This is a genomic window from Cryobacterium aureum, assembly GCF_002954245.1.
GTDB lineage: Bacteria > Actinomycetota > Actinomycetes > Actinomycetales > Microbacteriaceae > Cryobacterium > Cryobacterium aureum.
Genome location: NZ_PPTG01000012.1, coordinates 1 through 13261, shown reverse-complemented (window position 1 = coordinate 13261; position 13261 = coordinate 1). Strand labels below are relative to the sequence as shown.

14 protein-coding genes are annotated in these 13261 nt (G+C 60.3%); 7 read left to right on the top strand and 7 right to left on the bottom strand.

Going from position 1 to position 13261, the window contains the following annotated elements:
• Positions 1-199 precede the first annotated feature (199 nt).
• Positions 200-853, top strand: coding sequence for a DedA family protein (locus CJ028_RS05590; protein WP_161498901.1), 654 nt, complete (start codon positions 200-202; stop codon positions 851-853).
• A 109-nt stretch (positions 854-962) separates the two neighbouring features.
• A complete protein-coding gene (locus tag CJ028_RS05585) occupies positions 963-1718 on the top strand; it encodes a ZIP family metal transporter (RefSeq protein WP_105034299.1) in 756 nt (251 codons plus the stop codon).
• Between the two features lie 51 nt (positions 1719-1769).
• Here CJ028_RS05585 and CJ028_RS21345 read toward each other — a convergent pair whose 3' ends face one another.
• The 5 genes from CJ028_RS21345 to CJ028_RS05560 all read right to left on the bottom strand — a co-directional run bounded on the left by CJ028_RS21345 (position 1770) and on the right by CJ028_RS05560 (position 3758).
• Complete coding sequence (locus CJ028_RS21345; RefSeq protein WP_105034297.1) at positions 1770-2156, bottom strand: YidC/Oxa1 family membrane protein insertase; 387 nt, start codon at positions 2154-2156, stop codon at positions 1770-1772.
• Positions 2084-2320 (bottom strand): YidC/Oxa1 family membrane protein insertase, encoded by a 237-nt coding sequence (locus tag CJ028_RS21900; RefSeq protein ID WP_105034296.1) that lies wholly within the window; start codon positions 2318-2320, stop codon positions 2084-2086. Before CJ028_RS21900 ends, CJ028_RS21345 begins: the two co-directional genes overlap by 73 nt.
• 19 nt (positions 2321-2339) lie before the next feature.
• On the bottom strand, positions 2340-2522 hold the full coding sequence (locus CJ028_RS05570; protein WP_105034295.1) for an SDR family NAD(P)-dependent oxidoreductase: 183 nt from the start codon (positions 2520-2522) through the stop codon (positions 2340-2342).
• A 91-nt stretch (positions 2523-2613) separates the two neighbouring features.
• The gene (locus tag CJ028_RS05565; protein WP_105034294.1) at positions 2614-3252 is read right to left on the bottom strand and encodes an MBL fold metallo-hydrolase; all 639 of its coding nucleotides are present in this window, start codon (positions 3250-3252) and stop codon (positions 2614-2616) included.
• Between the two features lie 182 nt (positions 3253-3434).
• Entirely contained in the window at positions 3435-3758 is a 324-nt protein-coding gene (locus CJ028_RS05560) for a putative quinol monooxygenase (RefSeq protein WP_105034293.1), read from the bottom strand.
• A gap of 563 nt (positions 3759-4321) precedes the next feature.
• On the opposite strand from CJ028_RS05560, the gene CJ028_RS05550 reads away from it, so the two are divergent.
• Genes CJ028_RS05550 through CJ028_RS05530 form a run of 5 tightly spaced genes read left to right on the top strand, consistent with a single transcriptional unit; the run spans position 4322 to position 10926 of the window.
• Positions 4322-5689 carry an MFS transporter gene (locus CJ028_RS05550; protein WP_105034291.1) on the top strand — a complete coding sequence of 456 codons (1368 nt, stop codon included), beginning with the start codon at positions 4322-4324 and terminating at the stop codon, positions 5687-5689.
• 40 nt (positions 5690-5729) lie between these two features.
• The gene (locus CJ028_RS05545; RefSeq protein ID WP_105034290.1) at positions 5730-6722 is read left to right on the top strand and encodes a phosphotriesterase family protein; all 993 of its coding nucleotides are present in this window, start codon (positions 5730-5732) and stop codon (positions 6720-6722) included.
• Between the two features lie 42 nt (positions 6723-6764).
• Positions 6765-9377 (top strand): CaiB/BaiF CoA transferase family protein, encoded by a 2613-nt coding sequence (locus CJ028_RS05540; protein WP_105034289.1) that lies wholly within the window; start codon positions 6765-6767, stop codon positions 9375-9377.
• Positions 9377-10519 carry a thiolase family protein gene (locus CJ028_RS05535; RefSeq protein WP_105034288.1) on the top strand — a complete coding sequence of 381 codons (1143 nt, stop codon included), beginning with the start codon at positions 9377-9379 and terminating at the stop codon, positions 10517-10519. Before CJ028_RS05540 ends, CJ028_RS05535 begins: the two co-directional genes overlap by 1 nt.
• A complete protein-coding gene (locus CJ028_RS05530; protein WP_105034287.1) occupies positions 10516-10926 on the top strand; it encodes a Zn-ribbon domain-containing OB-fold protein in 411 nt (136 codons plus the stop codon). The genes CJ028_RS05535 and CJ028_RS05530 overlap by 4 nt, the downstream gene beginning before the upstream one ends.
• A gap of 49 nt (positions 10927-10975) precedes the next feature.
• Here the strand turns inward: CJ028_RS05530 and CJ028_RS05525 are convergent, their stop codons facing one another.
• Together CJ028_RS05525 and CJ028_RS05520 are read right to left on the bottom strand one after the other, a co-directional pair.
• Positions 10976-11602, bottom strand: a complete 627-nt coding sequence (locus tag CJ028_RS05525; protein WP_105034286.1) for a TetR/AcrR family transcriptional regulator — start codon at positions 11600-11602, stop codon at positions 10976-10978.
• A gap of 394 nt (positions 11603-11996) precedes the next feature.
• Complete coding sequence (locus CJ028_RS05520) at positions 11997-12911, bottom strand: DUF808 domain-containing protein (protein WP_105034285.1); 915 nt, start codon at positions 12909-12911, stop codon at positions 11997-11999.
• Between the last annotated feature and the right edge of the window lie 350 nt (positions 12912-13261).

Genomic DNA, 13261 nt, shown 5'->3' with positions numbered 1-13261 from the left:
CCTCACGGCACAGCTCGTCTTTGAACTCCTGGGTGAAACGCCTACGTGCTGCGGTCATGCTGATCTCGACTTTCAGTGATCCCTCATTTTAAGAGGGCCCACTGTCCGAGATATCCGCGGCAGGTCAATCACCGCGTGCAGCAGCGGATGCCGGCCCGTCTTCAGATAACTCAAAGAAAGCCCTTGCAGCATGAACACTATGACCGTTCTCGCTCTGCCTACCTCCGGAATCCTGGATCCGCAGTCGGTGATCGCCGGCGCCGGCGTCTGGGGCCTTGTAGTGGTGTGCGCGATCGTGTTTGTGGAGACCGGCCTACTCGTCGGGTTCTTCCTGCCCGGCGACACCCTGCTGTTCTTCACCGGCGTTCTCACCCTCAGCGGAGTGATCAGCCAGCCCCTGTGGGTCGTCATCCCGGCCATCGCGCTCTCGGCCGCGCTGGGCGACCAGCTCGGCTACACCATCGGACGCGCGACGGGCCGTCGCATATTCGACCGTCGTGACTCCGGCCTGTTCAGCCGCAACAGCGTGACGCGAACGCAAGGGTTTTTTGATCGGTTCGGGCCGGCGGCCGTCACTATCGCCCGGTTCGTGCCGGTCGTGCGTACCTTCGCTCCCGTCGCCGCCGGCGTGGGCAAGATGCCCAGGCGGGTGTTCACGATGTTCAACATCGTCGGCGCGGTGCTGTGGACGACCGGGGTTGTGCTCTTGGGCTTTGGACTGGCGCATATTCCGGGCGTCGCCGATTTCGCAGCACGTTACATTGATCTCGTACTGATCGGCATCGTGGTTCTCTCCGTGGTGCCCGTTGTCCTCAGGGCCGTCATTACACGTCGCCAGAATTCGCACGCGTGACCATCAGCAGGCTCATCCGCCTCGGCGACTCTATGATTGGCGCAAGTGGAGCCCAGCGGTAAGTCCGAGAAATTGACACAGCAACCAGTTTTTGGGAAAGGTGACGACCATGCCGGTGTGGTTGCAGGCTCTCTTTTGGGGAACGCTTGCCGGTGGAGCGCTTGTTCTTGGTTCCGCCTTGTCGTGGTGGTGGACTATCCCCTCCAAGGTTGTTTCGCTGATCATGTCGTTTGGTGCCGGAGTATTGATTTCCGCTCTGGCTTTTGATCTGGTTGATGAAGCAGCCCGTGCCGGGGGCCTGTGGCCGACAGCGGCAGGTTTTTTGGCGGGGGCGTTGGTCTACGTGGGAGCCAACGCGCTTCTCGCCCGCCGAGGAGCTAGACATCGGAAGCGGTCCGGGGGCAAGCAGCCCTCGGAAAAGGAGAGTCCGGGTAGCGGGACTGCCATTGCAGTTGGAGCGCTGCTCGACGGTATTCCCGAATCCGTCGTCCTTGGGCTCGGACTCGTCGCGGGTGGTGCGGTCAGCCCGGCCGTCCTGGCAGCGGTATTCATCTCGAACGTGCCGGAAGGACTTTCCAGCACGGCTGGCATGAAGAAGGCCGGCCGGAGCGCCGGTTACGTCTTCGGGGTTTGGGGAGGGATCGCCGTCATCTCGGGAATCGCCTCCTTGATCGGGTATGTCAGTTTACAAAGCGCTTCGGTCGAACTCGTCGCATTCATTACCGCAACGGCCGCCGGCGCCATTTTGGCTATGCTCTCCGACACGATGATCCCCGAGGCCTTTGAAGAACATCACACGCTCACTGGCCTCATCGCCGCTGTGGGATTTCTCACCGCGTTCACGATCAATCAGGCCGGGAATTAAGCCCCTGCTTGGCTTGTTCCTCCGTCACCCGGCCGCGCAGCAGAAGGGCGACTACGTGGGCGGTCCGGCGCCCGCCGGTGGCAGGGTCCGCACGACGATGACCTGCTGCACCAAGGTCAAACGGTTCGAGGTGAGCAAATAGAACAAGACACCGAGGGGCAAGGCCACTCTGGAGACTACGAAGATGACGGGCAGCAGATACGTCAAGATCCGTTGCTGGCGGAACAGCGGAGAGGCTCTACTTTCCAGCGAAGGTTCCTTCGAGCTAGCCTGCAATTGTGTGAAAATCTGTGAGGCCGTCATGAGTGCGACCATTGTCGCGGCGATCCACACGTCGGATGGCTCGAATGGCCGGCCAGCGGTCATTAACGACCATTGCGTGGCGAAAGAGTCGTGCAGGGGAGCAGCGCCGAAGAGCTGTGCGCTGCCGAACTGCATAGCAAGGGTTTTATGCGCAGGCCGATGCCGACCTTCCCCTGCTGGGCGTCGTAGAGCCCGGAGAATAGTGCCAGGAAGACGGGTGCTTGAAGCATGAGCGGGAGACAGGAAGTTAGCGGATGCGTTCCGGCAGCTGTGTAAAGGACCATAATCTCGCGAGACATGGCCTCGCGGGAGAGCTGATCATTCTTGCCCTTGTGCGGCGCTAACCTGCACCGTCACTTCGGGGAGCGATGCCGCGAGTGCTTCTAGCCGTTCGAGTCGACGGCCGACAACGATCAGGTCGTAACCGTCGCCGGCTAGTTGCTCGGTGAACGCTTTGCCTATTCCGGACGATGCACCGGTGATGAGGGCGAGTAGGGACATGTCTGCGGCTCCTTCAAACTCTCTGGTCTGAAGTGGATCATACGAAGCAACAGTGGTGTGAGCCGCCGGATGGCCTAGCCGGTTGCCGTCATCACCAGCCGCGTTGTTTCCACTCGGAGAGCTTGCTCCGCTCAGCCCCAAGCGTTGTGCCTGCCCCATGGCCCGGGTGCACCAGTGTGTCGTCCGGAAGGTAGTCGAAGATTCGGGTGACGATGTCGTTGTACAGCGATGCGAAACGAATAGCATCACCGTCGGTATTCCCAACTCCGCCGGGGAAGAGGGAATCGCCCGTGAACAAATGGGCGGGACCATACGGATCGCGGTAGAGCACGGCAATCGACCCGGGGGTGTGTCCGCGCAGGTGGATTACTTCGAGTTCAATGCCTTCGATGGACCTGACGTCCCCGTGGCGCAAGGGTATGTCCGTAGGCACGGCAATGTCCGCGATATCGTCGAGACCCGCCGCAGCTGGTGCTTTCGTTAGTTCCCTGACCTTGCCAAGAGCCCGCACATGATCCCAGTGCGAGTGTGTGGTGATTATGAGGGCCAGCCTGGCGATGGCACTCGTGTCTTTCTGTGCATCGTCGAGCAGGGTGAAGATGGCGGGTGCATCGTCCGCGGCGTCGATCAGTACCTGTGCGCCGCTGGATTTCGAGGTGAGTACGTACACGTTATTGCTCATCTCGGACACTGAGATGCTTCGAACCGTAAGGGCATTGAGATCGTGCATAGTCCTGTTTCCTATAACCGGTTGCTAGTCTCGTTTGGCGGCGTCGGGGTAGTTAGCGGTAAACAACCTCTGTTCGGCGCCTTGAGCTCATTGACCTTTGGGCGCGCCTCTTTGCGGCGCGGATGGTGAGTTAGTTCGTGGGGGATCCACGTCAAACAATTAAGCAATCGCTTAACTTATAGCTACTCGGGCATCGTCATTTCTCCCAATGGGCCCCAACCTTCGGCATCGATACGCTCACTGATGACCTCTGGAATCTTCACGAGCGCTTGAGGCATAGCCTTCATGGCCGCCGAGAAGTGAGTGCTGTTCACGTGAGCTCCCGCGGCGTCATCGTGGAATGCCTCGAGGAGGACGAACTGGTGAGGATCGTCGACACTGCGCGACCAGTCGAACCACAGGTTGCCTGGTTCCTGGCGCGTGGCCTCTGTGAAATCCTGTGTGAGGTCCAGCCAGCGATCACTCCACTCTGGTTTCACAGTGAACTTGGCAACGATAAAAATCATGGAATGGCTCCTTTACTGGGTCACGTCCCATTGGATGGTGGAGATTACTGAAAACCTGACGATGAGTTGTTTTAGTTTAGGTGGGGTTGTCGATAGTGGCAGTCCGATGATGGATAACTCGGCGTCGGGCTCGTCGGGGAGTTCTCCGCGCTGCACGACGACTGGGTCTACGCCTGCGATCGCCACCAAAACTATTTGCCGCGGGTACGACGGCATCGCTGGATGAAAGCTTCGTGCAAACGCCGATAGTCCGCGTGAGGCTGAGGTCGCGGAGCATTACGAGCTCGCACCGCTAACCCGGCTGGCGTCACAGGGGTTGCCACCGCCTCGGATGTGATCCTGCGACGCTGTCCCAAAAAGTTGAATCCAATTAGAAGAAGTCTCAGAATCAAGCGTTGGCAGCCGTTCGTGCGGATGTAGCTCGCCTTGACACTGGGGCAACCAAATGGTTACTCTGATATTTCCGGAGGTTAAATTACCTGCCGACCATGTCGCGCGGACAGCCACGGCGTAGACGCAACACTCCTTTTGTTCAATGATGAAGAAAGTTGTAGGGACCCCTGATGGCGCTCGACACACGAGTGAAACCCGCGATCGGTGATGTGATCGATAATCTCCCGCTGAGCCGCAAGTATTATGTTGCGCTTGCCGCGACGATGCTCGCGTTCATGTTCGATGCCTTTGATACTCAAATCATGGCGTTGGCGTTGCCCTCCGTCCTCGACGAATGGAACCTCTCGCCGTTCGTCGGTGGGCTGATCGGCAGCTCGGCACTGTGGGGCATGGCAGTCGGAGCACTGACCTTCGGGTTTCTGAGCGATGTGTACGGGCGTCGCATGGTGATGATCATTACGGTGCTTGGGATCGGCGTGCTCACGGGGCTGAGCGCACTGTCGACAAGTTTCGAGATGCTCATGGCTTTTCGCTTTCTCAGCGGTCTGTTCATGGGAGCGATGATTCCGATCGACCTCGCGTACATCGCTGAGATTGCGCCCAAGCGTCGACGCGGTCTACTAATGGCGTCACTGGGATTGACCTGGCCGATCGGCACGATCCTCGCAGCCCTAGCTGCAGGCGCTCTCATCCCGACGGTCGGTTGGCGGTGGCTGTTTGTGGTCGGAATCATTCCCGCCTTCATTGCGCTGTACATCCGGCGTAAGGTTCCGGAGTCACCCCGGTGGCTTGCGAAGAAGGGCCGACATGCCGAGGCGGTCATAGCAGCACAACGTTTGGGCGCGCGGATCAGCTCAGTCGATGACATCGACACGTCAAGCGGTTTGGACTCCGACGAGAAGCGTGGTGTGCTCAAGAGCTTCAAAATACTCTTTAAGCCTCTCTATGCCCGTCGTACCCTTGGCGCTTCGCTTGCCTTCTTCCTGTACCAAGGGGCTACCTACGGGTGGAGCGTATGGGTGCCATCCATCCTTATAACCGTGCTCGGCTACCCCCTCCAGACCGCGATCGGCGCCGTCATCCTGATTTACACGGTGTCCATCGGTGGTCGACTGTTCTTCACGCTCACCGCTGACAAGCTGCCGCGTCGACTTGCCTTCATCATGGCGTACGCGGTGATGGCGATTGCCGCGCTCACGATGTCGTCTTTGCTCGGGCTGGGAGCGGAATCCGGATGGATTTTCCTCCTCGTCATGTTGGTGTATCAGTTCGCTCTCGACACGAACCCGCTGCAAGTCTGGGTTGCCGAGCTTTTCCCGACCGAGGTTCGCGGACTCGCATCATCGTTCGCCTCGACCGTCGGGCGAATCGGAGCCGCCACCGCACCGATCATCTTCGGTGCGCTGATGGGCGCCGGGTTGACGAACTGGGTCTTCTACCTGATTGCCGGGATGTGCATCCTTAGCATTCTCGTCGCAGTCTTCGTGCTCAAGACGGAAACAGCCGGTCGGTCGTTGGCCGATGTGGGTGCGGTGTAAGCGACTACTCATGACTACGACCAACTCGAAGGGACCTCACATGGCTGACTCGCCCACCGTGGAAACCGCCACAGGAACGATCTCTGTTGACGAGCTCGCTGCGACGTCCATGCACGAGCATGTTTTCACACTTAATGCGGAGTTGCGGATCAACTACCCCTGGGACGAAGAGGAAATGGTGGCGGCGGCAGTCGAGCAGCTTGCCGATTTCAAGAACCGAGGCGTATCGACGATCGTCGACCTCACCGTGTATGGTCTAGGCCGCGACCTGCCTCGTGTGGCGCGAATCTCTCGTGAATCCGGGATGCAAATCATCGTGGCAACAGGGGTCTACACGTTCCGCGACCTGCCAACCTTCTTCCGCCTCAATGAGATGAGCCGTCCTGGGTTCATCGCAGACTTCTTTGTTCGTGAGGTAGAAGAAGGAGTCGGCGGTTCCGGTATTCGGCCTGCGATCTTCAAGTGCGCAACCGACACCCACGGGATCACTGAGGATGTCGAGACCGTGATCAGGTCCGTCGCACGAGCTCACCGACGAACGGGAGTTCCGATCTCGACGCATGCACACGCGGCCTCTCAGCAGGGTCTCGCCCAGCAGCGGATCCTGGAGGAAGAAGGGGTCGATCTGAGCCGTGTGGTGATCGGCCATGTTGGCGATATCGCTGATCTGGCGTACGCCGAACAGGTGCTGGCACGTGGCTCCTTCATTGGGCTCGACCGATTCGGCATCAGCATCAACGGCATGCACGCCGAAGAGGCCACGCCGGCAGATGAGCGAATCGCAATTGCTGTCGAACTGTGCCGACGAGGCTACGCATCTCAGATGGTCATGGGGCATGACACAAATGTGGAATCAGACAGCGTTACGCGCCAGCAGCGCGCCCTCATGCCAGGCCTGAAGGACTGGCGCTTTACCTACATCACCGACAAGGTGATCCCCGCGATGCAAGCGCAGGGCGTGTCACAGGACGACATCGATCAGATTCTCATCGAAAATCCCCGCAAAATCTTCGCCCACGGCGGAGCGTACTAGCAACGCGGCTTCACAGGCTTGCGAGACAACAGAAAAGGAACCATGTTCAATCACGATGAGAACCGCCCCAGTAACTCCAAGACCGTCCTCGATGGAATTCGGGTGATCGAGCTTGCGGACGTGACTGGAGAGTATGTCGGTCTTCAGCTCGCAGGACTTGGAGCCGAGGTCATTAAGATTGAGCCACCAACCGGCGCACAATCGCGGGCGATGGGGCCCTTCGTAGGTGACATTCCTGATGCGGAACGATCTCTGCACTTTTGGCACTACAACCGAGGCAAGAAATCGGTTGCGTTAGACGTTTCGACCGACGAAGGGCAAACGGAGCTCCTGCGCCTTATCGGCACGGCGGATATTTTCCTTCAGTCGGTCTCGGGGGATCACCCTGACCCGATCGGTCTCTCGCAGGAGGCGATTCGCAAACGGTTTCCCGCGCTCGTGCATGCGCGGATGACTCCATTCGGGGATGACGGACCGTGGTCGGACTTCGTCGGATCAGATCTGGTACACCTCGCACTAGGAGGGGTCGCGATGTGCTGCGGCTACGACCCGGCCCCGGCAGCTGGCTATGACCTTCCGCCGATCGCTCCGCAACTCTGGCAGGCGTACCACATTGCCGGCGAGCAGCTCCTTTACGGCATCCAGGTAGCATTGTTCCACCGTGCGCGAACGGGCGAGGGGCAGACTGTTGGGTGCGCCATCCACGAAGCAGTCTCGAAAAACACTGAGATCGACGTCATGGAATGGGCGATGCGACGAGTCGAAATCCACCGCCAGACCTGTCGGCACGCTTCATCGAATCTGGACTACGCGAAAACAATCGCGCAGACGAAGGACGGTCGATGGATCATGGCCTTCTCGATGATGGAGAAAGACGCCGACCGCACGATGGCATTGGCACAGTCATACGGCATCTCCGTACCCGGCTTCGATCCGAGTGAAGAAGCGCGGGCAACGGGCAACGCGCGGAACATTCCCGGCTCGGCCCCTCTGTCTCCCAAGATGCTCGAGGCACAGCACGCGGCGAAGCGACTGATCGAGTCCTTCACCTACGACGCCGTGCCATGGCGTGAGGCTCAGGCCGCTGGACTCATGTGGGTACCGGTGCGCAAGCCGCACGAGAGCGCGACTGACGAACATTGGCTCGCTCGTGGCACCTTCGACCACATCAAGCATGAGGATCTCGGCGAGAGCTACCTCTACCCCGTCTCCAAGTGGCGCTCCTCCGAGACGTCGTGGAAGACCGGGACACGCGCCCCGCGTGTGGGTGAACATACTGCGGAGATTCTCAATACCGAGGCAATGAGTCGCCCAGTGCCAGTGCCAGGGCCAGGGCCAGGGCCAGCGAGAACGAGCCCTCGCCTGCTCGATTCTCCTCACAACAAGCCTTTTCCGCTCAGCAACGTCCGCATCCTCGACTTCGGCTGGTTCCTTGCATCCGCTGGAGGTACGCGCATTCTCAGTGGATTCGGCGCTGAGACGATCAAGGTCGAGTGGCATGCCCACCCCGATACCCGGCTTGGAGCCATGGCCCCGGTCGGAGGTCGCGCCGCCCGCGATGCCGCATCCGGTCCCCTTCCTCCCGTGACAGACCCGGACATGGGCGGGCAGTTCAACAACAAGAACCCCGGCAAACTCGGGCTCTCGCTCAACGTCACCCACCCTCAGGGGCTCGAGATCGCACGTGAGCTCGTTCGCGTGTCAGATGTCGTGACCGAGGGATTCTCCCCGGGCGTGCTAAACAAGTGGGGGCTCGGCTACGAGGCGCTTCGTGAACTCAACGATCAGATCGTTTACGTTCAGCAGTCCGGCATGGGCAGCCAGGGAACCTACGGGCGCTTCCGCACGGTAGGGCCGGTCGCGGGATCCTTCTCGGGTCTGAACGAAATGAGCGGGTTCGGCACCCCGTTCGCGCCAGCTGGCTGGGGGTATTCCTACCTTGACTGGATCGGTGCCTACAGCTTCGCGCAGGCAGTCCTCAGCGGTCTGTACCATCGCGAGATCACTGGGCATGGACAGCATATCGATTCGTCACAGGTCGAGTCCGGCATTGCGCTCATCGGGCCGTCGCTGCTTGATTGGCAGATCAACGGACGCGAGTTCGCTCGATCGGGAAACCGTTCCCCCTACTCGAGCGCTAGCCCGCACGGAATCTACCCGAGCCGCGGCGAAGATCGTTGGATTGCAATCGCAGTATTCACGGACGATGAGTGGCAACGACTAGCGAATGTCGCCGGGCATGAGGAGTGGATCGCGGACCCGCGCTTCCGAGATGTGGACGCTCGATCCGCTCATCGCGCCGAGGTCGATGCGCGCGTGTCGGAATGGACCGCACTGTGGGACGGTCATGAACTTATGGAGCGACTTCAGGCGGTGGGTGTTCGCGCCGGTGCAGCGCAGACGGCGGCCGATCGGTACGACCGGGATCCGCAACTCGCTCACCTTGACTGGCTCACGGAAGTCGAAGGCACGAAAATTGGCCGTTGGCCGGTATACGAGCTACCCGTCGATCTGAGCGCCACCCCCTCGCACGCGGGGGGACGAACGCAGCGCGGAGCACCCAACTACGGCGAGGACAACGAATACGTGCTTGGCGATTTGCTGGGCCTGTCGTCCACGGAGATCGGTCGGTTACGGTCGGAAGGAGTGATCTGATGGGAATCTCACCAGATACCCTCGCGATTGTTGGCATTGGCCGAACGGCGCAGGGTGAACATCCGGGGCGCACCGCGTCGAGCCTGGCGGTCGAGGCGTTGGCAGAAGCACTCGCCGATGCGGGCATCACAAAGGACCGCCTCGACGGACTCATCACCTGCAAGCAGATGGCGGGTGATGGAAACGATGAGCTTGTCGCGACCACTGCTGGCTTGCACCCGAAGTACTCCACGACGCTGGACTATGGAACCTGCAACTTCTCGCTTCACCAGGCTCAGATGGTGCTCCGATCGGGGATGGCTTCGACGATCGCCCTCACGTACGGCACGAACCAGAGAACGGATCGCTTTCCCTTTGCGGGGGGCAGAGCACCCGGCGCCGGTTCCTTCAGTACGCCCTATGGATTCGCGCACGTCGCGGGGCAGGCAGGCATGGCGTTGCAGCGCTGGCGGCATCTCTATGGCACGACGGAAGAAGAATTCGCGCATATCGCGTTGTCCCAGCGCGAATGGGCGCAATTGAATCCGATCGCCCTCTTTAAGAATCCGATGACCATGGAGGACTATCTCGCCCAGCCGTACTTGGTCGATCCCCTCCGGCGGGCGGACATCACGATGATCTCCGACGGCGGCGTATCTTTGATCGTGACGACCGCGGATCGCGCGTCCGAATTCACTGACCGCCCCATTTATCTGGCTGGAATGGCGCAGGTGGGAGCGACCGGCTCGACCTTTACCCAGGACGACACCGTGCTGCGGGGGTGGTTGCGCGACGTGGGTGACCGGGTTTTCGAGAGTGCCGACCTGGATCGATCCGATATTGATGCCGTGTATATTCAGGACCCGACCGCGGTCTGGCCCCTGCAGATGCTTGCCCACCTGGGGTTCCAAACGCCCGAGGACATCGGGCCTTGGCTTGCGGAGCGTCACACCTATCCGGGGGGAAACCTTCCGGTGAACACCAACGGTGGTCAGCTTTCGGAAGCGTATATGTGGGGATGGCTTCACATTTTTGAAGGAGTTCAACAGTTGCGTGGCGCCGCGGATCAGCGGCAGATCAATGATGCGCGCGCTGTGGTCTACGCTTCGACCTTCGCCTTCGTCAAGGCCGCGGCATCCATTCTGGTGAGGGGTGACTCATGAACGCAGACGTAGGGGCAGTGCTTCCCAACATCGAAGACCCGCAGGCCGCACCGTTCTGGAACGCGGCCCGACAGGGGCAGTTGACAATGCAGCGTTGCCTTATCTGTCGCGAGCTGCGGTGGACTCCGCAGGACACCTGTCCCTCATGCCTGTCGCGGGAGTACGAGTGGGAAGTGCTCTCGGGCAAAGGCAAAATCTACAGCCACTGCACCTACTACCGTGTCCTTAATCCCGCGTTCACTGACGTGCCGTACACCGTCGTCATGGTCGAACTTGACGAGGGTCCGGTCATCATCGGGCGGTTGCTCAACGGGCCAGCCGAGGCCATGATCGACGAACGAGTGGCGTGTGCTTTTAGCGCAATCTCGGACGAAATGACGCTGGTGAACTTCACACTGGACAAATGACACGATCGGTATCTACTAAAGACGTCGGTGCGCACCGATTCTCGCTGCGCTAGTTGAGGCCGTCTCCGACGAGCTGCTTGATGAAAATAGACCAATCGCGCAGGTCGTCATCAGAGATCTCATCCTTGTCGAGGATCAATTTAAATGTTTTCGGCATCGTAATGGGGAAGATACTCGCCGCCATGAGCACGGCGTTAAGAAACTCCGGCGAGAATGTTGAGGAGATCTCGCCGTGGCTCTGGTCGGTGCGGATCCAGGCGCTGCGTGAGCGGAAGTTTGCGCGTCGAAGCTCATCGATCTGGGGCGCCTGGGAAGCATTAGTCATACCCTCCCACCCCAGTATTCGCGCCCATAAGGGAAACTGAGAGCCACTGTCCGGCCCCGACTCGTGCGTGGTGAGGTAGTCGAGATAGTCGCGTCCGGACTTCCTTTCCTGGGCGAGCAGCGCCCGAGACGTGCGCGTCATCTCGACGAGTACTGCCTCATAGAGTTCCTGCTTTCCGCCGAAGTATCGGTAGATGAGTTGCTTGTTCGCCGACGCGTCGGTCGCAATGCGATTAATGCGGGCGCCCGCATAACCGTGTTCCGCGAATTCGCGAGTCGCGGCATCGGTAATTCGCCGCATTGTTGCCGCGGACTGGGAGTCGTCCGTCTGCGGCAATGATTTCTCGATCATTCCACGACCCTAGCAAGGTGCAGATCGATGCGGAGCGAAGGCTGGCTCCGCCAGTGCCGAGCCGGAGGGGATCAAGAAGCTCATGCGCGAGGTGAAGGACCTCCATGAAGCCAACGAGAGCCTGAATGCGGTGTCGCGTTTGCTGCCCTGCCGGTTGACATCGACGCCGCTCGGCCCGCCTCGCACGACGCCGCATGCTGATGACGCGGTGATCCCCTATGAGTTTCGAGGAGAAGGGTCCGCCAACATCTTTTACGTCCGCGGTGGTTCTCAGATCATGCAAAAGGTGGTCACGTTGCCGCGCGAAGTGGTCTTGAGCAATGGGCCCAATCCGACACCCGACAGGCTTACCTCGCAGCGTCTTCCAGCCGCGACGGCGACACCGTCGGTCCGTTCAGGCACTTGGGGTGGAGGGTTCCTTCGCTGGCACGTTGGGTTTGCTGCGATTGTGAAGACTGGATATCCCGAACACGATCGCGGCGATGATCAGGCCGAGAACGAGGCCGAACACGGCCGACATGGCGGTGTCGGTGAGCCAGACGACACCGGGTCCGGCGGGTTCGACAGCGTGGGTCGCGACATGGAGTAGATCGTAGGGACCGTGCCAGAACGTTTCGGCGAGGTTGGCGATGACGAGGTGGCCGCCGACCCAGAGCATGGCGACGGTGCCGATGATACTGATCACCGTGAAGACGGTGGGCATTGAAGCCACGATGCGCGCGCCGGTGCGTCGCACCTGCCGTGCGGGATTTTGCATGAGTGCGAGTCCAATGTCGTCGATCTTGACCAGCAGGGCGACGGCGCCGTAGACGAGCACGGTCATGCCGAGGCCGATGACCACCAGGGCGCCCAGCGTCATCCACATGCCGAAGTCAGGGTCGAGGCTGGCCAGCGCGATCAGCATGATCTCGGTGCTGAGGATGAGATCGGTGCGGATGGCACCGAAGATGAGTTTGCCCTCATCGCGCGGTTCGGTTTCGTGGGCGGCGTGGTGCGCGCCGAACCATTCGGTGACTTTCTCTGCGCCTTCGAAGCACAGGTAGCTGCCGCCAAGGATGAGCAACCAGGGCAGCACCCACGGTGCGAACGCTGAAAGGAGAAGTGCGAGCGGGATGATGATGACGAACTTGTTGAACAGACTGCCCAGTGCGATCCGCCAGACGACGTGGAGTTCGCGCGCGGGTGAGAGCCCCTGTACGTACTGCGGGGTGACGGCCGCGTCGTCGATGACGACGCCTGCCGTCTTCGCGCTCGCCTTCAGGGCCGCGGTGAGAATGTCATCGACAACGGCGAGCAGGCCGACCGACATATGGTGCTCCTTGGGTGGGGCGTCGCGCTTGGGTGGGCAACGGCAATGGTGTCCAGATTACTGTGGGGAGGTGGGTATCAGCCGTGGCGGGGGGCGGAGCTTCTTGCCGCAAACCCCGTGGCTGAAACAACGCGCTTTCTGAGTCGATACCGTCGCGACGCACAACGCGACCGCGGTCGAACAGCGAAATGGGTGTTGCACCCCAGCGTGCACTACCGGCTGTTTTTACCATCGACCACCAGCGCTGTCGACGATTGGCGATCTTTGCGGAAGCGGCTGGCTTAGCCAAGATGGGTTTTCAGGAAGAGGGCTGTTCGCTCGAATGCGTCTGTTGTCTCGTCTGAGGCGTG

Coding starts and splice junctions, on each gene's coding strand:
- CJ028_RS05590 (WP_161498901.1), top strand. CDS start 200: ATGACCGTTCTCGCTCTGCCTACCTCCGGAATCCTGGATCCGCAGTCG.
- CJ028_RS05585 (WP_105034299.1), top strand. CDS start 963: ATGCCGGTGTGGTTGCAGGCTCTCTTTTGGGGAACGCTTGCCGGTGGA.
- CJ028_RS21345 (WP_105034297.1), bottom strand. CDS start 2,156: ATGCAGTTCGGCAGCGCACAGCTCTTCGGCGCTGCTCCCCTGCACGAC.
- CJ028_RS21900 (WP_105034296.1), bottom strand. CDS start 2,320: ATGTCTCGCGAGATTATGGTCCTTTACACAGCTGCCGGAACGCATCCG.
- CJ028_RS05570 (WP_105034295.1), bottom strand. CDS start 2,522: ATGTCCCTACTCGCCCTCATCACCGGTGCATCGTCCGGAATAGGCAAA.
- CJ028_RS05565 (WP_105034294.1), bottom strand. CDS start 3,252: ATGCACGATCTCAATGCCCTTACGGTTCGAAGCATCTCAGTGTCCGAG.
- CJ028_RS05560 (WP_105034293.1), bottom strand. CDS start 3,758: ATGATTTTTATCGTTGCCAAGTTCACTGTGAAACCAGAGTGGAGTGAT.
- CJ028_RS05550 (WP_105034291.1), top strand. CDS start 4,322: ATGGCGCTCGACACACGAGTGAAACCCGCGATCGGTGATGTGATCGAT.
- CJ028_RS05545 (WP_105034290.1), top strand. CDS start 5,730: ATGGCTGACTCGCCCACCGTGGAAACCGCCACAGGAACGATCTCTGTT.
- CJ028_RS05540 (WP_105034289.1), top strand. CDS start 6,765: ATGTTCAATCACGATGAGAACCGCCCCAGTAACTCCAAGACCGTCCTC.
- CJ028_RS05535 (WP_105034288.1), top strand. CDS start 9,377: ATGGGAATCTCACCAGATACCCTCGCGATTGTTGGCATTGGCCGAACG.
- CJ028_RS05530 (WP_105034287.1), top strand. CDS start 10,516: ATGAACGCAGACGTAGGGGCAGTGCTTCCCAACATCGAAGACCCGCAG.
- CJ028_RS05525 (WP_105034286.1), bottom strand. CDS start 11,602: ATGATCGAGAAATCATTGCCGCAGACGGACGACTCCCAGTCCGCGGCA.
- CJ028_RS05520 (WP_105034285.1), bottom strand. CDS start 12,911: ATGTCGGTCGGCCTGCTCGCCGTTGTCGATGACATTCTCACCGCGGCC.